Consider the following 24,984-nt stretch of genomic DNA (forward strand, 5'->3'; position numbering starts at 1 on the left):
CTCTTGTCTCGCGCATCTGACTGCGCGCCTGATTACGCGGTCAGCGCTTCGGACGGCGCGTGCGCATGTCCGCCGACAACACAGTGCTTGTGCTCGACGTGATATTCGAATTCGTCCCAGAAGTGCTTGAGCATGCCGCGCACGGGCATCGCCGCTGCGTCGCCCAGCGCGCAGATGGTGCGGCCCATGATGTTCTCGGCGACCGAGTTCAGCAGATCCAGATCTTCCTTGCGGCCCAGCCCGTGCTCGATGCGATGCACCACGCGATACAGCCAGCCGGTGCCTTCGCGGCACGGCGTGCACTGGCCGCACGACTCTTCATAGTAGAAGTACGACAGACGCAGCAGCGAGCGCACCATGCAGCGCGTTTCGTTCATCACGATCACCGCGCCCGAGCCCAGCATGGAGCCGGCCTTGGCGATGGAATCGTAGTCCATGTCGGTGGCGAGCATCATGTCGCCCGGCACCACCGGCGCCGACGATCCGCCCGGAATCACCGCCTTGATCTTCTCGCCGCGCACGCCGCCAGCCAGTTCCATCAGCTTCGAGAACGGCGTGCCGAGCGGAATCTCGTAGTTGCCCGGACGATTCACGTCGCCCGAGACGGAGAAGATCTTCGTGCCGCCATTGTTCGGCTTGCCGAGCTCGAGGTAATTCTGCGGGCCGATTTCCAGCAGGAACGGCACGGCCGCGAAGGTCTCGGTGTTGTTGATCGTGGTCGGCTTGCCATACACGCCGAAGCTCGCCGGGAACGGCGGCTTGAAGCGCGGCTGGCCCTTCTTGCCTTCCAGCGATTCGAGCAGCGCGGTTTCTTCGCCGCAGATGTACGCGCCATAGCCATGATGCGCATACAGTTCAAACGAGAAGCCCGAGCCCAGGATGTTCGCGCCGAGATAGCCGGCCTGGCGCGCTTCTTCCAGCGCGGCCTCGAACACGCGGTAGACCTCGAAGATCTCGCCGTGAATGTAGTTGTAGCCGACCGTGATGCCCATCGCGTACGCGCCGATGGCCATGCCTTCGATCAGCGAATGCGGGTTCCAGCGCAGGATGTCGCGGTCCTTGAACGTGCCCGGCTCGCCTTCGTCCGAATTGCAGACGAGATACTTCTGCCCCGGGAACTGACGCGGCATGAAGCTCCACTTCAGGCCGGTCGGGAAGCCCGCGCCGCCGCGGCCGCGCAGACCCGACGCCTTGACGTCGGCGATCACCTGCTCCGGCGGGATCTTCTCTTCCAGGATGCGGCGCAGCTGCTTGTAGCCGCCGCGCGCGACGTAGTCTTCGAGATGCCAGTTCTCGCCATTGAGGCCGGCGAGGATCAGCGGCTTGATGTGCCGATCGTGGAGTGACGTCATTTCGAAAGTTCCTCGAGCAACTGGTCGATCTTCTCGCGGCTCATGAAGCTGCACATGCGATGGTTGTTCACGAGCATCACCGGTGCGTCGCCGCACGCGCCGAAGCACTCGCCTTCCTTCAGCGTGAACTTGCCGTCGGCCGTGGTTTCGCCGAAATCGATTCCCAGCTTCTGCTTCAGATACTCGGCCGCGCTGTCGGAACCGCCGTCCGGCCCGAGCTGGCAAGGCAGGTTCGTGCAGAGCGTGACCTTGTGCTTGCCGACCGGCCTGAGCTCGTACATCGTGTAGAACGTCGCGACTTCCTGCACGGCGACAGGCGGCATGCTCAGGTAGTCCGCCACGAACTGCATGAGTTCGGGCGAGAGCCAACCATGCTCTTCCTGGGCGACCGCGAGCGCCGCCATCACCGCCGACTGCTTTTGCTCGGCGGGATATTTCGCGACTGCGCGATCGATTTCTTTCAGGCCTTCAGCTGAGATCATTTTCAGACACGACTCTTTCAATTCCTACCGAACGAAAACCCGCCGCGCCCTTCACGTTGCGGCAGACCTGGCGTTCCCGCGGATTCCTGTTATTGCACTCGCGTTTTCATGCGCGGCGGCTCGATGAGCGCGCCGCTCACGCGGCAAGGGAGATCAGCGATCGATCTCGCCGAACACGATGTCCTGCGTACCGATGATCGTCACGGCGTCGGCGATCATGTGGCCGCGCGCCATTTCGTCGAGCGATGCGAGATGCGCATAGCCCGGCGCGCGAATCTTGAGACGATACGGCTTGTTGGCGCCGTCCGAGATCAGATAGATGCCGAACTCGCCCTTCGGGTGCTCCACGGCCGCGTACGTCTCGCCTTCCGGCACGTGGAAACCTTCGGTGAAGAGCTTGAAGTGGTGAATCAGCTCTTCCATGTTGCTCTTCATGCCGACGCGCGACGGCGGCGCAACCTTGTGATTATCGACCATCACAGGGCCGGGATTCTTGCGCAGCCACGCAATGCACTGTTTGGCGATGCGGACCGACTGGCGCATTTCTTCCACGCGCACCAGATAGCGGTCGTAGCAATCGCCGTTCACGCCGACGGGAATGTCGAAGTCCAGCTGGTCATACACTTCGTACGGCTGCTTCTTGCGCAGATCCCACTCGATGCCCGAGCCGCGCAGCATCGCGCCGGACAGGCCCATCTGCAGCGCGCGCTCCGGGCTCACCACGCCGATGCCCACGAGACGCTGCTTCCAGATGCGGTTGTCGGTGAGGAGCGTTTCGTACTCGTCGACGCAACCCGGGAAACGGTTGAAGAAGTCTTCGATGAAGTCGAGCAACGAGCCCTGGCGGTTCTCGTTCATCCTGTCGAGGGCCTTCGCGTTGCGGATCTTCGATGCCTTGTATTGCGGCATCGCGTCCGGCAGGTCGCGATAGACACCGCCCGGGCGATAGTACGCCGCGTGCATGCGCGCGCCGGACACCGCCTCGTAGACGTCCATCAGGTCTTCGCGCTCGCGGAACGCGTACAGGAACACCGCCATCGCACCGACGTCGAGCGCGTGCGAGCCGATCCACATCAGGTGGTTCAGCACGCGCGTGATTTCGTCGAACAGCACGCGGATGTACTTGGCGCGCACCGGGACGTCGATGCCCAGCAGCTTCTCGATCGCCATCACATAGCCATGCTCGTTGACCATCATCGACACGTAGTCGAGACGGTCCATGTACGGCACGGACTGGATGAAGGTCTTGGTTTCGGCGAGCTTCTCGGTCGCGCGATGCAGCAGACCGATGTGCGGGTCCGCGCGCTGGATCACTTCGCCGTCGAGTTCGAGCACGAGGCGCAGCACGCCGTGCGCTGCCGGGTGCTGCGGGCCGAAATTCAGCGTGTAGTTCTTGATCTCTGCCATGGCGTTCTCTTAATGTTTCAGACCGCCATAGCGATCTTCGCGAATCACGCGCGGCGTGATTTCGCGCGGTTCGATCGTCACAGGCTGATACACCACGCGCTTCTCTTCCGGGTCGTAGCGCATTTCCACGTAGCCGGACACCGGGAAGTCCTTGCGGAACGGATGACCGATGAAGCCATAGTCCGTCAGGATGCGGCGCAGGTCGGGGTGGCCTTCGAACACGATGCCGTAGAGGTCGAACGCTTCGCGCTCGTACCAGTTCGCCGAGGTCCAGATGTCGACCACCGAAGGCACGATGGGCACTTCGTCGTCCGGGGCGAACACGCGCACACGCACGCGCCAGTTGTTCGAAACGGAAAGCAGATGGCTGACGGCGGCGAAGCGCGGGCCGTCGTAGGCGCCGTCGCCGTAGGTGGAATAGTCCACGCCGGAGAGGTCCATGAGCTGCTCGAAGCGCAGCGACGGATCATCGCGCAGCTGCTTGCAGACTTCCAGATAGTTCGGCGCCTTGACGACGATCGTCACTTGCCCGAGCGACTCCGTAATGCTCTGGAGACGGCCGCCAAACGCCGTCTCGAGGTTCGCTTTGAGGGTCTCGAGTTTGCTTGCCATAGTTGGGGAGACTCAGGCCCTTAACTACGGGCGATGGTGTTGGTGCGGCGAATCTTCGCCTGCAACTGGATCACGCCGTAGACCAGCGCTTCGGCGGTCGGAGGACAGCCGGGGACGTAGACATCCACCGGCACGATCCGGTCGCAACCGCGCACGACGGAATACGAATAGTGGTAGTAGCCGCCGCCGTTCGCGCACGAGCCCATGGAGATGACCCAGCGCGGCTCGGCCATCTGGTCGTACACCTTGCGCAGCGCGGGCGCCATCTTGTTGCACAGCGTCCCGGCGACGATCATGACGTCGGACTGACGCGGACTCGGGCGGAACACGACGCCGAAGCGGTCCAGGTCATAGCGGGCCGCACCCGCGTGCATCATCTCGACCGCGCAGCAGGCGAGGCCGAACGTCATCGGCCACAGCGAGCCGGTGCGCGTCCAGTTGATCAGCTTGTCAGCCGTGGTGGTGACAAAGCCTTCCTTCAAGACCCCTTCGATACTCATTTCTTGTCCACTCCAGATGAGCTGCCAGCCAAAGCCGCCCATGAATCCGGTGATCTAACCGTCATTCCCAGTCGAGCCCGCCCTTTCTCCAGATGTAGGCGAAGCCGAGCAAAAATTCGAGCAGGAAAATCATCATCGCGATGAAGCCCGGCCAGCCGATCTCGCGCAGGGACACACCCCACGGAAACAGGAACGCAGTCTCAAGGTCGAAAATGATGAAAAGAATTGCGACGAGATAGTAACGCACATCGAACTTCATCCGCGCGTCTTCGAACGCTTCGAAGCCGCACTCGTAAGGCGCGTTTTTTTCGGTGTCGGGCTTGTTGGGACCGAGGATCTTGCCAATGCTGACCAACGCTATACCTAAACCAAGGCCCACCAGAAGAAACAAGAAGACGGGGTAATAGGGTGCGAGGTTCAAGGCTATCCTCTGTTCGGTAGAGATGGTCTGTTATTGATTGAGCGCCTCAGCCGGGACAAACCACCCGGCAGGGGATTCACTTGGGACCGCTCACGATATCAGCACACTGTGACAGTCGCCTCACGGCGAGCAGCACCGCTTCAGAACCGTAAGGGTACTCCAGAAGTGACAATGCCAGCCGAAGCGATGCATGCGGCTGGCATTGGATAACTTTGGTGCCGACGGCGAGACTCGAACTCGCACAGCTTTCGCCACTACCCCCTCAAGATAGCGTGTCTACCAATTTCACCACGTCGGCACTGTACTGCAATCCGGGAAAACTACTTCTTAATTGCCGCGAATCGCTTCAAGACTTGAATTATAACTGGCCCTTCGGAATTGTTCAACGCACAAAATGCAGATTTCGCGAGAAATTTGTTTTGGCGTTCGAGCCGATTATTTCGGTACGTCGTTGCCTGGCGCGGACGAAGCGGCAGCAGGCGCAGCACCCGAAGCAGCCGGCGTGGAAGCCGCGCCCGAGGCCGGAACCGCAGCCGAAGCGGCCACCGGTGCGTCACCCAGCAGACCCGCGGACGCCTGCGGCTTGTAGCTGCCGAGATAGGTCAGCGCCAGCGTCGTCACGAAGAACACGGCGGCGAGGACGGCCGTCGTACGCGAAAGGAAATTCGCTGATCCGGTTGCGCCGAACAGGCTGCCCGACGAACCGCTGCCGAATGCCGCGCCCATGTCGGCGCCCTTGCCGTGCTGCAGCAGCACCAGTCCGATAACGCCCAGCGCCGACAATAACTGGACGACGATAATCAATGTCTTCAAATACAGCATTTCAACTCACCCGATTCCTGATGTTTCAGTGACACTTGCGTGTCTCAATGTGCTTCCCTGATCTGCCCTGCGTGCTGACCGCTTGCGAACACCTTATTGCAAGGCGGTTTGCGCGGCCCGGCAGATCGCCAGAAAATCCTTCGACTTCAACGATGCGCCGCCGATCAGGCCGCCGTCGATGTCGCCTTGTGCAAACAATTCCCGCGCATTGTCCGGCTTGACGCTGCCGCCGTACAGCAGCAACGCGTTGGCCACTGCTGCGCCCTTCTCCTGCAGCTTGCGACGCAGGAACGCATGAACCGCCTGCGCCTGTTCCGGCTGCGCGGTCTTGCCGGTGCCGATGGCCCAGACCGGCTCATAAGCGACCACGATGCCCGCCGCCTGCTCTTCGCTCAGCAGCGCCAGCACAGCGTCCAGCTGCGTACCGATGACCTGCTCGGTCGCGCCCGACTCGCGCTCTTCCAGCGTTTCGCCGACACAGACGATGGGCGTGAGACCCGCTTCGAGCGCGCGCAGCGTTTTCGCGCCGACGAGTTCCGGGCTTTCGCGATGATACGCGCGACGCTCCGAATGACCCACGATTGCATACGTGACGCCGAAATCCACGGCCATTTCCGCAGCGACTTCGCCGGTGTAGGCGCCGCCGGCATGCGCCGACACATCCTGCACGCCCCACTTCACCACGGATCCGCCCAGCAGCGCCTGCGATTGCGCGAGATAAGGGCACGGTACGCACACGCCCACGCGCACGTCCTTCTGCAAAGCCGATGCTCCGGCGGCGACTTCGGTCAGCAGGGCCGCGTTCTCGCTGATGCGACCGTGCATCTTCCAGTTGCCAACCACCAGTTTCGCTCGTTGTGTGGACATAAGTCTCGTCGATCGGCGGCTTGCTGCTTGATGCGGAGCAGCCGCCCTGTCTGTAATTGGAAGAAAGCTTTTATAAATGGAAAACCATTTATAAAACAGGCGATTTTACTGTGATCCGACGAAACCGGTCAAACCGGCAAAAGTGCCTTGCATCCTAGGCACGTTACGGAACCTCACTTCAGGAAGCGTCGCGCCAGTCGAGCATGATCTTGCCGACATGCGTGCTGCTTTCCATCAGCGCGTGCGCGGCCGCGGCTTCAGCGGCCGGAAACACCTGATGGATGACCGGCTTGATGCGCCCCGCCTCGATCTCCGGCCACACGCGTTCCTTCAACTTCGCCGCGAGCTTCGCCTTGAACGCGACCGGACGCGGCCGCAGCGTCGAACCGGTGATGACCAGCCGGCGCCGCAAGATGTCGTTCAGATTGATTTCCGCCTTCGAGCCGCCGAGCAGCGCGATTACGCAGACACGGCCGCCGTCGGCGAGCGCCTTGAGTTCGCGCGGCAGATAGTCGCCGGCCACCATGTCGAGAATCACGTCGACGCCACGGTCGTTGGTCAGCGACTTCACCACTTCGACGAAATCTTCCGTCTTGTAGTTGATCGCCCGCTCCGCGCCGAGCGCTTCGCACGCGCGGCATTTTTCATCGGTGCCGGCCGTCGCGAATACGCGAAACCCGAGCGCCTTCGCAATCTGGATAGCCGTTACGCCGATCCCGCTTGACCCGCCCTGCACCAGCAGCGTCTCTTCCTCGCCGTTCTCGCCCGCGCCGAGATGCGCACGCTCGAACACGTTGCTCCACACGGTGAAGAAGGTTTCCGGCAGCGACGCAGCCTCGATGTCGGACAAGCCCGCCGGCACCGGCAGACATTGTTCGAGCGGCGCGACCGCGTATTCGGCATAACCGCCGCCCGCGAGCAGCGCACACACGCGATCACCCTTCTTCAGACCGAACGGATTGTGCTTTGGATCGAAGTCGCCATCGACGATCTCCCCCGCCACTTCCAGTCCCGGCAGGTCCGACGCGCCCGGCGGCGGTGCATACGCGCCCTTGCGCTGCAGTACATCCGGGCGGTTCACGCCCGACGCCGACACCTTGATGAGCACTTCCTTCTTGCCGGGCGCGGGCTGCGGCCGCTCGCCCAGTTTCAAGACTTCGGGCGCGCCAAACTCGGTGATTTCGATGGCTTTCATGACCTCTCCCCTGGAACCCGTGATCGCGCTCGGAATGATTCGAACCGGATGACACTGTGCGCGCGGAAGCAATCGATACTCCCGCACTCGCACGTCACACTGTGATCCAGTCCGGCGGCGCATCCGCTCTCATGCCACGGACACGCGTCAGACAAGAAAACGGCCGGCTCGCGCATGCGGCCGGCCGTCAACACATTACCGCATTACTGCTGCGGCTGCGTCGGTTCCGCGGGTTGGGCGGGTTGCGCGGCTTCGTTCAGCAAAGCCTTCGCCGACAGGCGCACGCGGCCCTTCTCGTCCGTCTGGATGACCTTGACCTTCACGACCTGGCCTTCCTTCAGATAGTCGTTGATGTCCTTCACGCGCTCGTTGACGATCTCCGAGATGTGCAGCAGACCGTCCTTGCCCGGCAGGATGTTCACGATCGCGCCGAAGTCGAGCAGCTTGAGCACCGGACCTTCGTAGATCTGGCCGACTTCCACTTCGGCCGTGATGTTCTCGATGCGCTTCTTCGCCTCGGCCATGCCTTCGCTCGACGTGCTCGCGATGGTCACGACGCCGTCGTCGGAGATGTCGATGGTCGTGCCGGTTTCTTCCGTCAGCGCGCGGATCACCGAGCCGCCCTTGCCGATCACGTCGCGGATCTTCTCCGGATTGATCTTGATGGTGATCATGCGCGGCGCGTAGTCCGACAGTTCCGTGTTCGTGCTCGGCACCGCCGCGGTCATCTTGCCGAGGATGTGCATGCGGCCTTCCTTCGCCTGCGCGAGCGCGACCTGCATGATTTCCTTCGTGATGCCCTGGATCTTGATGTCCATCTGCAGCGCGGTCACGCCTTGCGCCGTGCCGGCCACCTTGAAGTCCATGTCGCCGAGGTGATCTTCGTCGCCGAGGATGTCGGTCAGCACGGCGAACTTGTTGTCCTCGAGGATCAGGCCCATCGCGATGCCCGCGACGTGTGCCTTCATCGGCACGCCGGCGTCCATCAGCGCGAGGCAGCCGCCGCACACCGAAGCCATCGACGACGAACCGTTCGATTCCGTGATTTCCGACACCACGCGAATGGAATAGCCGAACTCGTCCGGCCCCGGCAGGCACGCGACCAGCGCGCGCTTGGCCAGACGGCCGTGGCCGATTTCACGACGCTTCGGCGAGCCGACGCGGCCCGTTTCGCCCGTCGCGAACGGCGGCATGTTGTAGTGGAGCATGAAGCGCTCGCGGTATTCGCCTTCGAGCGCGTCGATGTTCTGCTCGTCGCCCTTCGTGCCCAGCGTCGCGACGACGAGCGCCTGGGTCTCGCCGCGCGTGAACAGCGCCGAGCCGTGCGTGCGCGGCAGGACGCCCGTGCGGATTTCGATCGGACGGACGGTGCGCGTGTCGCGGCCGTCGATGCGCGGCTCGCCATTCAGGATCTGCGTGCGGACGATCTTCGCTTCGATGTCGAACAGCACGTTGCCGACGGTGGCCTTGTCGGCCGCCACCGTGCCGCTTGCAGCGGCATCCTGTTCCAGTTTCGCCGAGGCCGCTGCGTACACTTCCTTCAGCTTGGCCGAGCGCGCCGACTTGTCGCGCAGCTGGTAAGCGGCTTCGAGTTCCGGCTTCGCGATTTCGGTGACGCGCGCGATCAGCGCTTCGTTCTTCGGCGCCGGCGCCCAGTCCCACTCCGGCTTGCCGCCTTCGCGCACGAGTTCGTGAATGGCGTCGATGGCCGTCTGCATCTGCTCGTGGCCGAACACCACCGCGCCGAGCATGACTTCTTCGGACAGCTGCTGGGCTTCGGATTCGACCATCAGCACCGCGCGTTCCGTGCCCGCGACCACCAGGTCCAGCGCCGATTCCTTCATCTGCGGGCGCGTCGGGTTCAGCACGTACTCGTTGTTGATGTAGGCGACGCGCGCGGCGCCGACCGGACCGTTGAACGGCAGGCCCGACACGGCGAGCGCGGCGGAGGCGCCGATCAGCGCGGGGATGTCGGCGGGGATTTCCGGGTTCAGCGACAGGACGTGGATCACGACCTGCACTTCGTTATAGAAACCTTCCGGGAAGAGCGGGCGCAGCGGACGGTCGATCAGGCGCGAAATCAGCGTTTCGCCTTCCGACGGACGGCCTTCGCGGCGGAAGAAGCCGCCCGGGATCTTGCCGGCAGCGTAGGTCTTCTCGAGGTAATCGACGGTCAGCGGAAAGAAGTCCTGACCCGGCTTGGCGCTCTTCGCGCCGACGACGGTGGCCAGCACCACGGTGTCTTCCACGTCGACGATCACGGCGCCGCTCGCCTGACGGGCGATCTCGCCCGTTTCGAGACGGACGTTATGCTGGCCCCACTTGAATTCCTTGACGATCTTATTGAACATTTCCACTCCTTATACGTTGCGCCAGCGTCCCTTGACGCTGGCGGGACGATCCCAAGCCGCGCGTAAGAGGTGTGTTATGCCATTCCAGCGCGGTACGTCGCGCCTCGATCGCGCGGCGTGCCGCGCTGGAATGACACAAAGCTCTGCCGCGAGGCCGGACCGGGTGTCGAACCGGATGGAGCATCCGGGTAAAGCATGTGTACTGCCGAAATCATCCTGGATGTGTCGCGCGCGGTTAAGCGATCGAACACCACTTCATCGCCAGACCGTACAAAAACAAAGTGCCTGTATCAGCGGACTGACACAGGCACTCTGTTTCAAAGGCGGCTATGAAGCCACATATGCGCCAATTACTTGCGCAGACCCAGCTTCTCGATCAGCGAGCGGTAGCGGTCCGCGTCCTTGCCCTTCAGGTAGTCGAGCAGCTTGCGGCGACGGCTCACCATGCGCAGCAGACCGCGGCGGCTGTGGTGATCCTTCGAGTGCGATTTGAAGTGGGAAGTGAGTTCGTTGATGCGGCTCGTGAGCAGTGCGACTTGCACTTCGGGGGAGCCGGTGTCGTTGGCGCCGCGCGCGTATTCGGCGACGATGTCGGATTTCTTGATCTCTGCTACGGACATTTGCTTTTCCTTTGATACAGACAGGCGGTCACGGAAGAAAGGCCGTGCCGTGGGGTTACGGGTTTCATGTTTCGCTTCGTCTTCATGTTGGCCTGCTGGTACGGAAAGGCCGACTGAAGGCGAAGCGCGGAGTATAGCACAGGCGCGCGCCGCCCACGACCCTCACCGGTCAGGGCGTGTCATACGGCAGGTGGTCGGCTGGGCGGTCTTGTCAGCCGGGATGGCGAGCAGCGTCCGGAAACCGTAGCCCGAGCCCTCGTTGTCCAGCTTCACACCCGCTGTGCCGGCGCGGTCCATCTCCATGACATACAGGGGCTGGATCAGCTGGTGATCGGCGGCGCGCATCGTCGACGGATGGAAGCCCTCGCCGTCGAACTGCATGCCTTCCAGCGCACGCGCCACCGCCAGCGGATCGGCGCTGCCCGCGCGTCTCATCGCGACGGCCAGCATTTCCACCATCAGCGGCATGCGGGCGACCAGATAGTCGTCGGCGGCCGCGGGATAGCGCGTGCGGAACGCGCGGTAGTACGCATCCGATGCCGCGCCGCCCACGTTCGGATGCCAGTCCGCCACCGCAATCACACGCTTCACGCCGGCGTCGCCGAGCGCGGCCGGCGCGCCCAGGCTGTTGCCGTAGAAAGTGTAGAACTTGGTGTCGAGGCCTTGTTCGCGCGCGGCCTTGACGAGCAGCGTGAGATCGTTGCCCCAGTTGCCGGTGATGACCGCGTCCGCCCCGCTCGCGCGGATTTTCGCGATGTAGGGCGCGAAATCCTTGACGCGGCCGATCGGATGAAACTCGTCGCCCGCGATTGCGATATCCGGCCGGCGCTCCCTCAAGGCGCGCTGCGCCTCGCGGCTCACGTCATGACCGAAGCTGTAGTCCTGGTTCAGCACATACACCTTCCTGAGCGCGCGATCGTCCTTCAGCGCGTCCGCGAGCGCGTCCATGCGCATGCCCGCATGGGCGTCGAAGCGGAAGTGCCAGAAACTGCAGGCGTCGTTGGTGAGCGCGGGGTCGTCGGCGGAGTAGTTGAGGAACAGCACGCGATGTTGCGGATCGCGCGCGTTTTGCCGGTCGATCGCCGCCACCAGCGCCGCCGCCACCGCCGAACTGTTGCCCTGCATCACGAAACCGATGCCGTCGTCGATCGCCGCGCGCAGTTGTACCAGGCTCGCCTCGCTGCCGCCCTTGCCGTCGAGCACGACCAGTTGCAGCGGATGCCGGCCGTCGGCGAGCTGGACGCCGCCCTGCGCGTTCACCCGCTCGACGCCGAACTGCAGGTTGCGCTCGACCATCGCCCCGGCGTTGGCGAACGGCCCGGACATGCCCTCGATCATCGCGAGCTTGATCGGCGCGGGGCCGGCGGCGCTTGCCGCCTGAGCCCCGATCACCCACGCCGCCACGCACAGCCATCGCGCCCCGCGCGCGCCGATTCGATTCTTCATGCCTGCCGCCCATTCGCTGAAAGCGCGGATCATAGGCCCCCGCGCCCGCGCCGCGCAAGTGCGCCGCGGGTGCGCCATTGCCGACAGATCGGCCCGGATGCCGCAGCGTCGCGGAGCGTGATTCGGCGTCCGCGCATGTCAGAATCACGGAAAAGATCGAATGAACGATCCTCGCCATCGAGAGGATCTCCACATGCCGGAGGCTTGCCATGTCGTATCCCCTCTTTCGCCTGCGCGCCCTGTTGGCGGGCGCGGGCGCCGCGCTCCTGCTGTCCGCCTGCGCCCAGCCGTGGCAGAACTATCAGGCGGGCGCGGATGCATCCACGATCACCGCGCGCCTCGGCCCGCCGCGCGAAGTCTACGACCTGCCCAGCGGCGGCAAGCGCCTGATGTGGCCGACGCAGCCGCTCGGCGAGTTCACGACGGCTGCCGACATCGACAGTTCGGGGAAAATCGTCAGCGTGCGCCAGGTGCTCGACGAGAACGAGTTCTACAAGGCGCAGATCGGCACCTGGACGAAGGCGGATGTGCTGCTGAATTTCGGCCGGCCGGTCGAAACCTCGTACTTCCCGTTGATGAAACGCCAGGTCTGGACTTATCGCTACATGGAGGCGAACATCTGGTACCTGATGTACAACTTCTATTTCGACGATCAGGGCATCCTGCGCATGACACAGAAAACGCCTGATCCGCTGCACGATCCGGACCGGCGCAACATGTTCTGAGCGCCTGCCGTTTGCGCACGAGCAACGAAAAAAGCCCTCTCGCGAGGGCTTTTTCATGTCTGCAAGACGCGCCGGAATCAGAGCTGCGGGTTGAGCTTCTCGACCTTCGAGTGCAGCTTGTTCAACGCAGCCAGATAAGCCTTCGCCGACGCCGCGACGATATCCGGATCCGTGCCCACGCCGTTCACGATGCGCCCGCTCTTCGACAGACGCACCGTCACTTCACCCTGCGCCTGCGTGCCGGTGGTGATGGCGTTGACCGAATACAGGACGAGTTCCGCGCCGCTGTCCACCTTCGATTCGATCGCGTGCAGTGTCGCGTCCACCGGACCGTTGCCGCGCGCTTCGCCCGTGACCTCGGCGCCTTCCACCGCGAACACGACCTTTGCCTGCGGCTGCTCGCCCGTCTCGGAATGCTGCTTCAGCGACACGAAGCGGAAATGCTCCTTGGCCTGCGCCTCGGCGGATTCCTCGGAGACGATCTGCATGATGTCTTCGTCGAAGATCTCGGCCTTGCGGTCCGCGAGTTCCTTGAAGCGCGCGAACGCGGCGTTCACTTCGCCTTCGGACTCCAGCTGCACGCCCAGTTCTTCGAGACGCTGCTTGAACGCGTTGCGGCCCGAGAGCTTGCCGAGCACGATCTTGTTCGCGGCCCAGCCCACGTCTTCCGCGCGCATGATTTCGTAGGTGTCGCGCGCCTTCAGCACGCCGTCCTGGTGGATGCCCGACGCGTGCGCGAACGCGTTCGCGCCGACCACCGCCTTGTTCGGCTGCACGACGAAGCCGGTGATCTGGGAAACGAGCTTCGAGGTCGGCACGATCTGCGACGTGTCGATGCCGAGATCCAGACCGAAGTAATCCTTGCGCGTCTTGACCGACATCACGATCTCTTCCAGCGACGTATTGCCCGCGCGCTCGCCGAGACCGTTTATCGTGCATTCCACCTGACGCGCGCCGCCGATCTGCACGCCGGCCAGCGAATTGGCGACGGCCATGCCGAGGTCGTCGTGGCAGTGCACCGACCAGACCGCCTTGTCGGAATTGGGCACGCGCTCGCGCAGCGTCTTCACGAGATTGCCGTAGAGCTCGGGCACGCCGTAACCGACCGTGTCCGCGATGTTGATGGTGCGCGCGCCTTCATCGATGACCGCTTCAAGGACGCGGCAAAGATAGTCGATGTCCGAGCGGCTGCCGTCTTCCGGCGAGAACTCGACGTCGTCGGTGAACTTGCGGGCGAAGCGCACGGCGAGACGCGCCTGGTCGTAGACCTGCTCCGGCGTCATGCGCAGCTTCTTCTCCATGTGCAGCGCCGACGTGGCAATGAACGTGTGAATGCGGAACTGGCCGGCGGGCTTGAGGGCGTCGGCGGCGCGCTGGATGTCCTTGTCGTTGGCCCGGGCCAGCGAGCAGACCGTGCTGTCCTTCACGAGCGAGGCGATGGTGTGGATGGCGTCGAAATCGCCGTTCGAGCTGGCCGCGAAGCCCGCCTCGATGATGTCCACCTTCATGCGCTCCAGCTGCTTCGCGATGCGGATCTTCTCTTCCTTCGTCATCGACGCGCCGGGGGACTGCTCGCCATCACGCAAGGTGGTGTCGAAGATGATCAACTTGTCTGCTGCCATGTTGGGCTCCAGTGGGGAGAGTGTTCAAGTGTTGGAAATGACGCGCGGAAATGCAAAAGGGAATTCGGGTGTTCGCGCCACCGCTGGCGTCGAAAACCTGACAGGACGAGCAGACGGGAGGCGAGAAAGATCAGCGCGGTAGGCGCGCTAGTAGCGATAGTGCGCGTAGCGACGCACCAGCTTGGACCGACAGGAAGGGGAACAGGAAAAAACGCATTCAAAAACTATAACGGCTTTCCGAAGCGCGTGCAATCAGGCGTTCCGTTCGCTGAATCTCAAGGCCGCCAAAAACAAAAAGCCTGCGTCCGGTCAGGAGGCAGGCTTTCGATTTTCCTTCACAGCGGCAATCAATATCCGCCGATGCTCGCGCTCACGCGCTGGCGCAATTCGGAACCGTCGCCGATTTGCGCGTTGTCGATCCGGCGCGCGCCCTGGAAACGCTTCTCCCAGTAGCCGTCTTCCATGTCGTCGACGCGGATCGTGCTGCCGGTGGACGGCGAGTGCACGAACTTGTTGTCACCGATGTAGATACCCACGTGCGAGAACGAGCGGCGCATCGTGTTGAAGAACACGAGATCGCCGGGTTTCAGATCCGACACGCGGACCTTCTCGCCGACGCGGCTCATTTCCTCGGCGCGGCGCGGCAGCGTCATGCCGAGCGTGTCCTGAAACACGTAGCGGACGAAGCCGCTGCAATCGAGACCGGAATCCGGCGAATTGCCGCCCCAGCGATAACGCACGCCGATCATGTTGAGCGCGCCTACGACGACGTCGCCCGCCTTGCTCGCCATGCCCGACAGAAACGACTTTGCGCCGCCCTGGCTGCTGGCGGCGTCGGTGTTTGCGGTATCGATGGATCTGGAGGAGAAAAGGCCGTTGCCGGCATTCTGGCTGCTACTGCTGACTTCGTCGGCGAACGCGCCGGAAGTTGCTGTCATCAGGAGGCCGATCAACATGCCCGCGGCGGCGCGCGCGCATGTCTGAGTCAACGATAGTGGCTGCATCGGTCGGTAGGTTTTACAATTAAAAGCTGTTAAATCAGGGAGATAGCAGAAAGTTTGGAAGGATACTAGCCACAAAGTATTTACCTGTCAAAAGAAATAGAAAAATACAATTGAGACGGGCACCCAATTGGTGAAAAAGAAAGATTTTAGGATTCGAGGGCCGCGCTCAGAAGCTTTCGCGTGTATTCGTCGGAGGGGTTTGAAAAAATCTTCTCTACCTCGCCCGACTCCACGATAAAACCATTTCGCATCACCGCGACGCGATGTGCCATCGCGCCGATCACCTGTAAGTCGTGGCTAATAAAGACGTAGCCCAGGTTGTGCTTCTTCTGAATGTCGGCGAGCAGCGCCAGGACTTGAGTCTGGATCGACACGTCGAGCGCGCTGGTGGGTTCGTCGAGGATCAGGATGCTCGGTTCGAGCACCAGCGCGCGGGCGATCGCGATGCGCTGCCGCTGGCCACCCGAGAACTCGTGCGGATAGCGCGTGAGCGCCGAGCGTTCCATTCCGACTTCCCGCAACACCGCCACCACCCGTGCCTGGCGCGCGGCGGCATCCAGTTCCGGGCGATGCAGCGCCAGCCCCTCGCCGACGATCCGCTCGACGGTCTGCCGCGGCGACAGCGAGCTGAACGGATCCTGAAACACCACTTGCAGATTGGAGCGCAGCGCGGTTTGCTCGCGCCCCTGGAACTCGCTGAGCGCGCGGCCCTGGAACTGCACCGCGCCGTGCGAGATGCGTTGCAGGCCGAGCAGCGCCATCGCCAGGGTGGACTTGCCGGAGCCCGATTCCCCGACGATCCCGAGCGTCTCGCCCTGCCGCACCGTCAGCGTGACGTCGTCGACGGCCTTGAAGCGGCCGCGCCGGAACCAGCCTTGCAAGCCCGGCAGGCGCGTCGGGTAAGCGACGGAGACGTTTTTCGCGTCGAGCAGGACGGGCGCGATCGGCAGCACCGGCAGCACGCTGCGCTTCGGCTTGCTGGCCAGCAGCCGCTGGGTGTACGGATGCTGCGGCGACGCGAAGATGCTTTCCACCGTGCCGCTCTCCACCAGCACGCCCTTCTCCATCACCGCGACACGCTCCGCGAAGCGCCTGACGAGATTCAGGTCGTGCGTGATCAGCAGCACCGCCATGCCGCGCTGCTGGGCTTCGTCGCGTTGCAGTTCGAGCAGCAGTTCAACGATCTGCGCGCGAATCGTCACGTCGAGGGCCGTCGTGGGTTCGTCGGCGAGCAGGAGGCGTGGACGGCACGCGAGCGCCATCGCGATCATCACCCGCTGGCGCTGGCCGCCCGACAACTGATGCGGATAGCTGTCCACGCGCCGCTCGGGCTCCGTGATGCCGGTGCGCGCGAGCAGTGCGATCGCGCGGCGGCGCGCCTCGCGCGGCGTGGTGCCGTCGTGCAGCTGGATCGTCTCGCCGATCTGGTCGCCCACCGTGTAGAGCGGATTGAGCGCCGTCATCGGCTCCTGGAAGATCATCGCGATGTCGGAGCCGCGCAGGCCGCGCATCGCGCGCTCGCTCTTGTCGAGCAGCTCTTCGCCGGCGAAGCGGATCGAGCCGGACAGTTCGGCTTCGCGCAGCAGCCGCAGGATGGACAGCGCCGTGACGCTCTTGCCCGAACCCGATTCGCCGACCAGCGCCACGCGTTCGCCCGCGTGGATCTCGAGATTGACGCCGTCGACGGCCAGCGTGTCGCCGAAACGCACGCGCAGGTCTTTGATGGACAACAGCGGTTCGTTCACTGCCCGCCTCCGGCTTTCACGGCATCGGCGATACGCGTGTCGAGCGCGTTGCGCAGCGCATCGCCCATGAAGGTCAGCAGGAGCAGCGTCGCGACCAGCACGCCGAAGGTGGACAGTGAGATCCACCAGGCATCGAGATTGGCCTTGCCTTGCGCGAGCAACTCACCGAGCGATGGCGTCGGCGACGGCACGCCCAGCCCGAGAAAGTCGAGGCTCGTCAGCGCGAGAATGGCGCCGCTCATGCGGAACGGCAGGAACGTGATGACCGGCGTGAGACTGTTGGGCAAGACGTGGCGCCAGATGATCTGCCAGTTCGAGAGGCCCATCGCGCGGGCGGCGCGCACGTAATCCTGCGTGCGGTTGCGCAGGAACTCGGCGCGCACGTAGTCCGACAAACCGATCCAGCCGAACAGCGACAAGAGGATGATCAAAAGGATCAGGCTCGGCTCGAAGATCGACGCAAAGATGATGAGCAGGTATAGCTCGGGCAACGCGCTCCAGACTTCGATGAGCCGCTGCCCCGTGATGTCGATCCGCCCGCCGAAATACCCCTGCACCGCGCCGGCGACAACGCCCAGCAGCGTGCCGATCGCCGTCAGCACGAGCGCGAACAGCACCGACACGCGAAAGCCGTACACGAGCCGCGCGAACACGTCGCGGCCGCGGTCGTCGGTGCCGAGCCAGTTCTCGCGCGACGGCGGCGCCGGATTCGAGCCCTTCGAGAAGTAGTTGAGCGTGTCGTAGTAGTAGTGATTCGGCGGATAGATCGCGAAGTTGCCCGGCGCGCTGAAACGGTCGCGCACGTAGGGATCGAGATAATCGGCGGGCGTGGGGAAGTCGCCGCCGAACGTGGTCTCCGCATAGGTCTTTACGAGCGGAAAGTACAGATGCCCCTGATAGCGCACGACGAGCGGCTTGTCGTTTGACCACAGCGGCCCGGCGAGGCTGATGACGAACGCCACGACGAACACGACGAGGCTCCAGTAGCCCAGCCGGTTGCGCTTGAAGCGCTGCCACACGCGCCGTCCGGGCGGAATGGATTTTTCGAAGCTGAGCGGCCGGGCGTCGCTGCCGTGTGCGTCGCGCCGTGAGGAGCGGGATGAAGCGGCTCGATTCAAATCAGCGCTCCAGTTGTTCGAATTGAATGCGTGGATCGACCCAGACGTAGCACAGGTCCGAGATGAGCTTCGTGGCGAGGCCGATCAGCGTGAAGAGATAGAGCGTGCCGAGCACCACCGGATAGTCGCGCCGCACCACGGATTCATAGGACAGCAGGCCGAGCCCGTCGAGCGAGAACAGCGTCTCGATCAGCAGGCTGCCGGTGAAGAACGCGCCGATGAACGCCGCTGGAAAGCCGACGATCAACGGCAGCAGCGCATTGCGGAACACGTGCTTCCACAGCACGCGGCGCTCGGAAAGGCCCTTCGCGCGCGCGGTCAGCACGTATTGCTTGCGGATCTCGTCGAGGAAGGCGTTCTTGGTGAGCATCGTGACGATGGCGAAGCTGCCCACCACCGAGGCCGTCACCGGCAGCGTGATGTGCCACAGATAATCGAGAATCTTGCCGCCGAGCGACAGCGTGGCCCAGTTGTCGGAGGTGAGATTGCGCAGCGGGAACAGCTGCCAGAAGGTGCCTCCGCCGAACAGCACGAGCAGCAGCACGCCGAGCACGAAGCCTGGAATCGCAAAGCCGATCAGCACGATCAGGCTCGTCGCGACATCGAACTTCGAGCCGTTCCTGACCGCCTTCGCGATGCCGAGCGGCACCGATATCAGATAGGTGATGAAGAAGGTCCACAGGCCGATGCTGATCGACACCGGCAGCTTCGACACGATCAGCGACCACACGCTCTGATGCCTGAAATAACTGTCGCCGAGATCGAAGCGCGCGAACTTGCCGAGCATCAGCACATAGCGCTGCAGCGGCGGCTTGTCGAAGCCGTAGAGCTTCTTCAACTGCTCGACCTGCTGCGCATCGACGCCCGTGTGCGTGCGCAATCCGAAACCACCGCCGCCCCCTTCGGACTGTCCGCGCCGCAGGTCGTGCACTGCCTGCTCGACCGGACCGCCCGGCACGAACTGGATCACGACGAAGGTCAGCGTCAGCACGCCAAGCAGCGTCGGGATCATCAACAGAATGCGTTTAAGGATGTAGCTCCACATGGCGCGCCCTATTCGGCTAGATCGGCTATTGGGTTGGCGCCGCGGGCGCGTGCTGCGCCCACCACGTCGAGATGATCCATTCCTCGGCGCTGTAGTACAGCGGCAAGGTCGACGGATACGCCAGCGTGTTGCGATACGCCACGCGATGCGTCGCCGAGTACCAGTGCGGCACCACATAGTAGCCGTTCATCAGCACGCGATCGAGCGCGTGGGTGGCGTCGACCAGCTGCTCGCGCGTCTGCGCGGACACCACCTTCTGCAGGATGGCATCGACGGCCGGCGACTTCACGCCCGCCAGATTGTCCGAACCCTGCTCGTTCGCCGACTGGCTGCCGAAGCGCGACACCTGTTCCGTGCCCGGCACCTGCACGTCGGGCATGCGCACGCTCGTCATGTCGAAGTCGAAGGCATCGAGGCGCTTCTGGATCAGCGCGTAATCCACGGTGCGGAAGTTCATCGTGATGCCGAGCTTCTGCAGATTGCGCCCGAACGCGGCCGCGACCGGCTCCATCGACGCGCCGCCGCCGGTATCGTCGAGGATCTCGAAGACGAAGGGCTCGCCTTTCGCGTTGCGCAGCGCGCCGTCGCGATAGGTCCAGCCCGCCTGCGCCAGCAGCTCGCGCGCCTTGATGAGATTGGCGCGCAGCGAACCGGGCGGATCGGTGTCCGGCTGGCGCGGCATCGGGCCGAACACCGACGGGTCCAGTTGCGCCTTCAACGGATTCAGGATGACGAGCTCGCCTTCGCTCGGCAGGCCTTTCGCCTGCAGGTCCGTGTTGACGAAGAAGCTGTCGATGCGCCGGTACTGGTTGAAGAAGAGTTGCCGGTTGAGCCATTCGAAGTCGAGCGCGAGATCCAGCGCCTGACGCACGCGCACGTCCTTGAACAGCGGCCGGCGCGTGTTCATGAAGAAGCCTTGCATGCCGGTGCCGTTGTGCTGCGGGAATTCGCGCTTGATCAGTTCGCCGTTGTCGAAGCGCTTGCCGATGTCGCGCCGCACCCAGCTGCGCGCGATGTACTCGACCAGCACGTCGTACTCGCCGGCCTTGAAGGCTTCGAGGCGCGCGGTGGGATCGCCGTAGAGCTTGTAGTCGATGTGCGCGAAGTTGTTCGTGCCGACCCGCACCGGCAGCGCCGCGCCCCAGTAGTCCGGATTGCGCCGGTACGAGATGGTGCGGCCGTTGTCGTAATGGTCGATCAGATACGGGCCGCTGCCGATCGGCTTCTGGAACGCGATCTGGTCGAACGGAACGCGCGTGCCGTCGTGCTTCATCGCCCACTTGCGCGAGAACACCGGAATGCCGCCCGCGAGCAGCGGCATTTCGCGCGTCGCGGCCTTGAACTCGAAGCGGATGGTCAATGGATCGACGATCACCGCGCGCGCGATCTGCCCGAAATACACCGCGAACTGCGGCGCAGCCAGCGGGCTCTTCAGCGTCTCGAACGAGAATTTGACGTCTTCGGCGGTGACCGGATCGCCGTTCGAGAAGCGCGCCTTCGGATTGATGTGGAAGGTGGTCGACATGCCGTCCGGCGCCACCGAGATGTCGTCGGCGAGCAGGCCGTAGGCGGTCGCGACTTCATCGGAACTGCCTGTTGTCAGGCTTTCGAACATCAGCGACAGACCCGGCGCGGGATTGCCGCGCAGCGTGAACGGATTGAACTTGTCGAAGCTCGTCAGGCGGTTCGGATTGGCGAGCACCAGCGTGCCGTCGCGCGGGGCGTCGGGGTTGACGTAGTCGAAATGCGTGAAGCCCGCCGGATATTTGGGCTCGCCATATTGCGCGATGGCATGCACCGCGAAGGCCGGACTCGCCGCCAGTGCAATCGATCCGGCCAGCCACCCGGATAGAACCAGGCGTGAGACGCTGGATGAGCGGATCGTCGGGCGAGTCGTCATGTGCCTGGGTTGTCTCTGGGCGCGATGGATGATGGAGTTGAACGCTCTGCCCGACGACTCCGCGCAGGCGCAGGAATCCTCGGCGGGGCGTTGCGATGTGAGAGAATTCTACCCAAAATCACGCGCCGTCCGGCTTGCCTTATCGGGTCCTCCCGAAGGCTGCCCGCCGGCGACTGCGCGCGGCCCTGCCTGCCCGCCCGCGCGACACTGACTTCATAGAAGGAGCATTCATGGGCTTTCTCGCTGGAAAACGGATTCTGCTCACAGGCCTGCTGTCGAACCGGTCGATTGCCTACGGCATCGCCGAGGCCTGCAAGCGCGAAGGCGCCGAACTCGCGTTCACCTACGTCGGCGAGCGCTTCAAGGAGCGCATCACTGAATTCGCCGCCGAGTTCGGCAGCGACATGATCTACCCGTGCGACGTCGGCGACGACGCGCAAATCGACGCGCTGTTCGGCGCGCTCAAGGAACGCTGGGACTCGCTCGACGGTCTCGTGCACTCCATCGGCTTTGCACCGCGCGAGGCCATCGCCGGCGACTTCCTCGACGGCATCACGCGCGAGAACTTCCGCGTCGCGCACGACATCTCCGCGTACAGCTTCCCGGCGCTCGCCAAGGCCGCGCTGCCGCTGCTGAAAGACGGCTCGTCGCTGCTCACGCTGTCGTACCTCGGCGCCGAGCGCGCGCTGCCGAACTACAACACGATGGGTCTCGCGAAGGCCTCGCTCGAAGCGAGCGTGCGCTACATGGCGGCGTCGCCGTCGCTCGGCGGCAAGGGCGTGCGTGTGAACGCGATTTCGGCCGGCCCGATCAAGACGCTCGCTGCAAGCGGCATCAAGGGCTTCGGCAAGATCCTGAACTTCGTCGAAGAAAATGCGCCGCTCAAGCGCAATGTCACGACCGAGCAAGTGGGCAATGTCGCGGCATTCCTGCTGTCGGATTTGTCGGCGGGCGTGAGCGCGGAAGTCGTGCACGTCGATGCGGGCTTCCATGCGGTAGTAGGCGGCATGGGCGCCGACGCGGAGTAACGCGCTCCCCTCGCAACGCGTGCCGTACAAACGAAAGCGCCGCCCGGAGATTCGGGCGGCGCTTTTTGTTTGGACGGCCGTGGCCTGTCCGACCTGCCTTAATGTTAATGCCGTCCGTGCGGCCCGCCATGTCCGTGCCCATGTCCGTAGCCATGTCCCGGCGGCGGACCACGATGCGGCCCGCGGCCATGCCCATGATGGCGGTAGTAATCGTTGCGGCTCCAGTAGCGACGGCCGTCCCAGTAGCGGCTGCCGTGCCAGCCGATCACCACGGGCGGCGCATACACGGGAGCGGGCCGATACACGACCGGAGGCGGCGGCGGCGCGTACACCGGCGTGGGCGCGACATACACCGGCGCCGGAATGCCGACGTTCACGCCGACATGCACATCCGCGCGCGCGGCATGCGTGCTCATCAGGCCGACGGCCGCGACGGCCATCACGCCCGTCCAGAATGTTTTCGAGTTGATCTTCATGTGCAAACGGACCTCGCTGTTGTGCTTGTTCGCTTGCCGGGAAATATAACGGAAGGCTTTCAATGCAATATTTCAGCTTTGTAAGTTGTTGCGCGTCCCGGCGTAATGTCAGGAGAAAGCTTACCTTTTGTTACATTGCACGTGGGTGAAAATTGCTTTCAAACAAACAACTGACAGCGTTTCCCCCTTTCGGGCATTGACAGAAATGAAAAAGCCACCCGCGCGGGGTGGCTTCCTCGGGGACCCGCCAGCCGGTCAGTGCCAGCCGTGATGGCCATGGTCATAGCCGTGGCCATATCCATGCCCGTGGTTGCGGTAGTAATCGCCTCGATTCCAGTAGCGGCGGCCATCCCAGTAACGGTCGCCATGCCAGCCGATCACGATGGCCGGCTGCGCATACACGGGCGGCGGAGGCGGCGCGTAGACCACCGGCGGCGGCGGCGGCGCATAGACCGGCGCGGGTGCGACATAGACAGGCGCGGGCACCCCGATGTTCACGCCCACGGACACCCCTGCCATGGCTGCGCCGGACAACGTCACGCCACCGATCAACACGGCGCCGGCCAGCGCGGAAGCCTTCAAAACCTTGTTCATGTGAAGCCTACCTCGACGAGTTGTTTGTAGTGTTGACCGGACTATATCGGACGGATGCCGACGCAAGTGTTCGACTTGGTAACCTCCTATTACCGCCGAAAACCTTACGAAAGAAAAAACGCGCGCGGGATGAAAAAAACGGCGGCCCTGCATCGGCAGGCCGCCGTTCGACACAGAAGCGCGGCTCTCTCAGTTCGGCAGTTCCTGCCCTTTTGTTTCCGGCGCGAACGGAATGACGGCGAGTCCGACAAGGAAGACGATGCCGGTCAGCGCGATCGGCACGCCGAGCGTCTTCATGTTGAGCACCATCGCACCAATGCCGAAGTTGACGATCGCGCCGATGAAGCGTCCGACCGATGTGCAGAACGCAAAGGCGGTCGCCCGCACGCGGGTTTCGAACTGCTCCGGCAGCCACAGCGAAAACAGCGCGAAATTGCCGCCGAAGAAGCCCAGCACGACCAGCAGCGCAATGAACGGCACCAGTCCGTTCGGCAGATAGAACGCCCAGCCGAAGGCCAGCGCAATCGATGCCGCCATGCCGATGAAATACACCGCGAGCGTCTTGCGGCGGCCGATCTTCTCGGCCATCGGCGGCAGCGCGAGACAGCCGACGATAGTGCCGATGGAGAGCAGCCCCGTCGCGATCGATGCCATGCGCGCCGCGTCATGTTTGTCCATGCCGGCCTTCGTCGCCAGCTGGATGACCGCCGACGGCTCATACACCGCGCCCGCCCACAAGCCGATGATCGCCACCGTGAGCAGCACCGCCGCGACGATCGTGCGCTTGCGGTACTGCGCGTTGAAGATCGCCTTCAACGAACTCTCGTGCTTCACATGCGGCTGGGCCGTTTCGGCGTGTTGCCACTTGTCGGTTTCCTTCACGCGCAGCAACACGAGGATCGAGATCACCACCGGGAACAGGCCGACCAGGAACATCGCGCGCCAGCCGAACGCCGCGCCGATCGTATAGTTCAGCGCCGCCGCGAGGAAGAAGCCCGCGTAATAGCCGGTTTGCAGATAGCCCGCGCCCATCTTGCGGCGATCTTCCGGCCAGGCCTCGGCGACATACGTGCCGGCAAGCGCCCACTCCCCGCCGATCCCCACGCCCGCGAAGAAGCGATAGATGCCGAGTTCCCACACGTTGTGCGCGGTCGCGGCGAGCCCGGTGAAGATCGCGAACGTGAAGATGGTCGCGGCAAGCACCTTGGTGCGTCCGAAGCGATCCGCGAGCGGCCCCCAGATGAACGACAGTCCCCATCCCACCAGGAACAGCGCGAACAGGATCGAGCCTGCGAGACCGACGTTCGCCGGCGTCGCGGCATAGCCCGAGCGCGGCAGCAGTTCGGTGAGCGCGGGCGCGAGCACGAGCGCATAGATGAACGAGTCCATGCCGTCGAGCGTCCAGCCGGCCCAGGCGCCCCAGAAGCCCGTGATCTGCGAACGGTTGAGCGGTGTCTTCGCGGCGCGCGTGGCGCCTATCTCACGATCCAGCGTAGTCGGCATGGCCATGTCTCTCCGATGAAACTCAAGCGAGGATGAACGACGCGCGCTTTCGCAATCTTGCAATCTTGTTATGGCGTCTAGGGAAAGCACCGAAGACCGGTGCGCGTTTTTATATATAATATTTGAACATCGACCTCCGACAAGTCCGC

Annotated in this window: 23 protein-coding genes and 1 tRNA gene; 2 read left to right on the forward strand and 22 right to left on the reverse strand. The window is 63.6% G+C overall.

What is annotated here, in order from left to right:
• Positions 1 to 32: 32 nt before the first annotated feature.
• The 13 genes from nuoF to QCE69_RS08765 all read right to left on the reverse strand — a co-directional run bounded on the left by nuoF (position 33) and on the right by QCE69_RS08765 (position 12,075).
• Entirely contained in the window at positions 33 to 1,352 is a 1,320-nt protein-coding gene (gene nuoF / locus QCE69_RS08705; protein ID WP_309808713.1) for an NADH-quinone oxidoreductase subunit NuoF, read from the reverse strand.
• Positions 1,349 to 1,834: an NADH-quinone oxidoreductase subunit NuoE gene (gene nuoE, locus QCE69_RS08710; protein ID WP_309916891.1), complete on the reverse strand. Its 486-nt coding sequence runs from the start codon at positions 1,832 to 1,834 to the stop codon at positions 1,349 to 1,351. Before nuoE ends, nuoF begins: the two co-directional genes overlap by 4 nt.
• A gap of 153 nt (positions 1,835 to 1,987) precedes the next feature.
• Positions 1,988 to 3,241, reverse strand: coding sequence for an NADH-quinone oxidoreductase subunit D (locus QCE69_RS08715; RefSeq protein WP_309808716.1), 1,254 nt, complete (start codon positions 3,239 to 3,241; stop codon positions 1,988 to 1,990).
• Between the two features lie 9 nt (positions 3,242 to 3,250).
• Positions 3,251 to 3,853, reverse strand: a complete 603-nt coding sequence (locus QCE69_RS08720; RefSeq protein WP_309916897.1) for an NADH-quinone oxidoreductase subunit C — start codon at positions 3,851 to 3,853, stop codon at positions 3,251 to 3,253.
• A gap of 20 nt (positions 3,854 to 3,873) precedes the next feature.
• Positions 3,874 to 4,353: an NADH-quinone oxidoreductase subunit B family protein gene (locus tag QCE69_RS08725; protein WP_076786425.1), complete on the reverse strand. Its 480-nt coding sequence runs from the start codon at positions 4,351 to 4,353 to the stop codon at positions 3,874 to 3,876.
• Positions 4,354 to 4,414: 61 nt separating this feature from the next.
• A complete protein-coding gene (locus QCE69_RS08730; protein ID WP_309808724.1) occupies positions 4,415 to 4,774 on the reverse strand; it encodes an NADH-quinone oxidoreductase subunit A in 360 nt (119 codons plus the stop codon).
• Between the two features lie 213 nt (positions 4,775 to 4,987).
• Positions 4,988 to 5,072, reverse strand: a tRNA-Leu gene (locus tag QCE69_RS08735).
• Between the two features lie 137 nt (positions 5,073 to 5,209).
• Positions 5,210 to 5,596, reverse strand: coding sequence for a preprotein translocase subunit SecG (secG, locus tag QCE69_RS08740; protein WP_309930329.1), 387 nt, complete (start codon positions 5,594 to 5,596; stop codon positions 5,210 to 5,212).
• 93 nt (positions 5,597 to 5,689) lie between these two features.
• A complete protein-coding gene (gene tpiA, locus QCE69_RS08745) occupies positions 5,690 to 6,463 on the reverse strand; it encodes a triose-phosphate isomerase (RefSeq protein WP_309930330.1) in 774 nt (257 codons plus the stop codon).
• Between the two features lie 178 nt (positions 6,464 to 6,641).
• The gene (locus QCE69_RS08750) at positions 6,642 to 7,658 is read right to left on the reverse strand and encodes an NAD(P)H-quinone oxidoreductase (protein WP_309916906.1); all 1,017 of its coding nucleotides are present in this window, start codon (positions 7,656 to 7,658) and stop codon (positions 6,642 to 6,644) included.
• 203 nt (positions 7,659 to 7,861) lie between these two features.
• Positions 7,862 to 10,015, reverse strand: coding sequence for a polyribonucleotide nucleotidyltransferase (gene pnp / locus QCE69_RS08755; protein WP_309916908.1), 2,154 nt, complete (start codon positions 10,013 to 10,015; stop codon positions 7,862 to 7,864).
• 344 nt (positions 10,016 to 10,359) lie between these two features.
• The gene (gene rpsO, locus QCE69_RS08760; RefSeq protein WP_309808735.1) at positions 10,360 to 10,629 is read right to left on the reverse strand and encodes a 30S ribosomal protein S15; all 270 of its coding nucleotides are present in this window, start codon (positions 10,627 to 10,629) and stop codon (positions 10,360 to 10,362) included.
• A gap of 162 nt (positions 10,630 to 10,791) precedes the next feature.
• The gene (locus QCE69_RS08765) at positions 10,792 to 12,075 is read right to left on the reverse strand and encodes a branched-chain amino acid ABC transporter substrate-binding protein (RefSeq protein ID WP_309916911.1); all 1,284 of its coding nucleotides are present in this window, start codon (positions 12,073 to 12,075) and stop codon (positions 10,792 to 10,794) included.
• A gap of 209 nt (positions 12,076 to 12,284) precedes the next feature.
• Between QCE69_RS08765 and QCE69_RS08770 the strand changes: the two genes are divergently transcribed.
• The gene (locus QCE69_RS08770) at positions 12,285 to 12,800 is read left to right on the forward strand and encodes a hypothetical protein (protein ID WP_309916913.1); all 516 of its coding nucleotides are present in this window, start codon (positions 12,285 to 12,287) and stop codon (positions 12,798 to 12,800) included.
• A gap of 77 nt (positions 12,801 to 12,877) precedes the next feature.
• Here the strand turns inward: QCE69_RS08770 and QCE69_RS08775 are convergent, their stop codons facing one another.
• The 6 genes from QCE69_RS08775 to QCE69_RS08800 all read right to left on the reverse strand — a co-directional run bounded on the left by QCE69_RS08775 (position 12,878) and on the right by QCE69_RS08800 (position 21,234).
• On the reverse strand, positions 12,878 to 14,422 hold the full coding sequence (locus QCE69_RS08775; RefSeq protein ID WP_309808741.1) for a 2-isopropylmalate synthase: 1,545 nt from the start codon (positions 14,420 to 14,422) through the stop codon (positions 12,878 to 12,880).
• Between the two features lie 347 nt (positions 14,423 to 14,769).
• Positions 14,770 to 15,426, reverse strand: coding sequence for a C40 family peptidase (locus tag QCE69_RS08780; RefSeq protein WP_309919755.1), 657 nt, complete (start codon positions 15,424 to 15,426; stop codon positions 14,770 to 14,772).
• 146 nt (positions 15,427 to 15,572) lie between these two features.
• Positions 15,573 to 17,171 carry a dipeptide ABC transporter ATP-binding protein gene (locus QCE69_RS08785; RefSeq protein ID WP_309916916.1) on the reverse strand — a complete coding sequence of 533 codons (1,599 nt, stop codon included), beginning with the start codon at positions 17,169 to 17,171 and terminating at the stop codon, positions 15,573 to 15,575.
• Positions 17,168 to 18,289 (reverse strand): ABC transporter permease, encoded by a 1,122-nt coding sequence (locus QCE69_RS08790; RefSeq protein WP_309930332.1) that lies wholly within the window; start codon positions 18,287 to 18,289, stop codon positions 17,168 to 17,170. The genes QCE69_RS08785 and QCE69_RS08790 overlap by 4 nt, the downstream gene beginning before the upstream one ends.
• A 1-nt stretch (position 18,290) precedes the next feature.
• The gene (locus QCE69_RS08795) at positions 18,291 to 19,334 is read right to left on the reverse strand and encodes a microcin C ABC transporter permease YejB (protein ID WP_309930334.1); all 1,044 of its coding nucleotides are present in this window, start codon (positions 19,332 to 19,334) and stop codon (positions 18,291 to 18,293) included.
• A gap of 25 nt (positions 19,335 to 19,359) precedes the next feature.
• On the reverse strand, positions 19,360 to 21,234 hold the full coding sequence (locus QCE69_RS08800; protein ID WP_309930336.1) for an extracellular solute-binding protein: 1,875 nt from the start codon (positions 21,232 to 21,234) through the stop codon (positions 19,360 to 19,362).
• Positions 21,235 to 21,464: 230 nt separating this feature from the next.
• On the opposite strand from QCE69_RS08800, the gene fabI reads away from it, so the two are divergent.
• Positions 21,465 to 22,262 carry an enoyl-ACP reductase FabI gene (gene fabI, locus QCE69_RS08805; RefSeq protein ID WP_309808755.1) on the forward strand — a complete coding sequence of 266 codons (798 nt, stop codon included), beginning with the start codon at positions 21,465 to 21,467 and terminating at the stop codon, positions 22,260 to 22,262.
• A 104-nt stretch (positions 22,263 to 22,366) separates the two neighbouring features.
• On the opposite strand, the gene QCE69_RS08810 is transcribed toward fabI, so the two are convergent.
• From QCE69_RS08810 to QCE69_RS08820, 3 genes are all read right to left on the reverse strand, one after another.
• On the reverse strand, positions 22,367 to 22,738 hold the full coding sequence (locus tag QCE69_RS08810; protein WP_309916924.1) for a hypothetical protein: 372 nt from the start codon (positions 22,736 to 22,738) through the stop codon (positions 22,367 to 22,369).
• Between the two features lie 255 nt (positions 22,739 to 22,993).
• Positions 22,994 to 23,332: a hypothetical protein gene (locus QCE69_RS08815; RefSeq protein ID WP_309930338.1), complete on the reverse strand. Its 339-nt coding sequence runs from the start codon at positions 23,330 to 23,332 to the stop codon at positions 22,994 to 22,996.
• A 189-nt stretch (positions 23,333 to 23,521) separates the two neighbouring features.
• A complete protein-coding gene (locus QCE69_RS08820) occupies positions 23,522 to 24,835 on the reverse strand; it encodes an MFS transporter (RefSeq protein WP_309919758.1) in 1,314 nt (437 codons plus the stop codon).
• Positions 24,836 to 24,984 lie beyond the last annotated feature (149 nt).

It is taken from the genome of Caballeronia sp. LZ032, assembly GCF_031451315.1.
In the GTDB taxonomy this organism is placed as follows: domain Bacteria; phylum Pseudomonadota; class Gammaproteobacteria; order Burkholderiales; family Burkholderiaceae; genus Caballeronia.

What these genes read in the sequence shown, in the direction of transcription:
- QCE69_RS08780 (WP_309919755.1), bottom strand. Translation starts at nt 15,426, where the DNA reads ATGCAGCCACTATCGTTGACTCAGACATGCGCGCGCGCCGCCGCGGGC.
- QCE69_RS08775 (WP_309808741.1), bottom strand. Translation starts at nt 14,422, where the DNA reads ATGGCAGCAGACAAGTTGATCATCTTCGACACCACCTTGCGTGATGGC.
- QCE69_RS08800 (WP_309930336.1), bottom strand. Translation starts at nt 21,234, where the DNA reads ATGACGACTCGCCCGACGATCCGCTCATCCAGCGTCTCACGCCTGGTT.
- QCE69_RS08795 (WP_309930334.1), bottom strand. Translation starts at nt 19,334, where the DNA reads ATGTGGAGCTACATCCTTAAACGCATTCTGTTGATGATCCCGACGCTG.
- tpiA (WP_309930330.1), bottom strand. Translation starts at nt 6,463, where the DNA reads ATGTCCACACAACGAGCGAAACTGGTGGTTGGCAACTGGAAGATGCAC.
- QCE69_RS08820 (WP_309919758.1), bottom strand. Translation starts at nt 24,835, where the DNA reads ATGCCGACTACGCTGGATCGTGAGATAGGCGCCACGCGCGCCGCGAAG.
- QCE69_RS08770 (WP_309916913.1), top strand. Translation starts at nt 12,285, where the DNA reads ATGTCGTATCCCCTCTTTCGCCTGCGCGCCCTGTTGGCGGGCGCGGGC.
- QCE69_RS08815 (WP_309930338.1), bottom strand. Translation starts at nt 23,332, where the DNA reads ATGAACAAGGTTTTGAAGGCTTCCGCGCTGGCCGGCGCCGTGTTGATC.
- nuoE (WP_309916891.1), bottom strand. Translation starts at nt 1,834, where the DNA reads ATGATCTCAGCTGAAGGCCTGAAAGAAATCGATCGCGCAGTCGCGAAA.
- QCE69_RS08810 (WP_309916924.1), bottom strand. Translation starts at nt 22,738, where the DNA reads ATGAAGATCAACTCGAAAACATTCTGGACGGGCGTGATGGCCGTCGCG.
- QCE69_RS08765 (WP_309916911.1), bottom strand. Translation starts at nt 12,075, where the DNA reads ATGAAGAATCGAATCGGCGCGCGCGGGGCGCGATGGCTGTGCGTGGCG.
- rpsO (WP_309808735.1), bottom strand. Translation starts at nt 10,629, where the DNA reads ATGTCCGTAGCAGAGATCAAGAAATCCGACATCGTCGCCGAATACGCG.
- QCE69_RS08715 (WP_309808716.1), bottom strand. Translation starts at nt 3,241, where the DNA reads ATGGCAGAGATCAAGAACTACACGCTGAATTTCGGCCCGCAGCACCCG.
- fabI (WP_309808755.1), top strand. Translation starts at nt 21,465, where the DNA reads ATGGGCTTTCTCGCTGGAAAACGGATTCTGCTCACAGGCCTGCTGTCG.
- QCE69_RS08720 (WP_309916897.1), bottom strand. Translation starts at nt 3,853, where the DNA reads ATGGCAAGCAAACTCGAGACCCTCAAAGCGAACCTCGAGACGGCGTTT.
- QCE69_RS08725 (WP_076786425.1), bottom strand. Translation starts at nt 4,353, where the DNA reads ATGAGTATCGAAGGGGTCTTGAAGGAAGGCTTTGTCACCACCACGGCT.
- secG (WP_309930329.1), bottom strand. Translation starts at nt 5,596, where the DNA reads ATGCTGTATTTGAAGACATTGATTATCGTCGTCCAGTTATTGTCGGCG.
- QCE69_RS08750 (WP_309916906.1), bottom strand. Translation starts at nt 7,658, where the DNA reads ATGAAAGCCATCGAAATCACCGAGTTTGGCGCGCCCGAAGTCTTGAAA.
- nuoF (WP_309808713.1), bottom strand. Translation starts at nt 1,352, where the DNA reads ATGACGTCACTCCACGATCGGCACATCAAGCCGCTGATCCTCGCCGGC.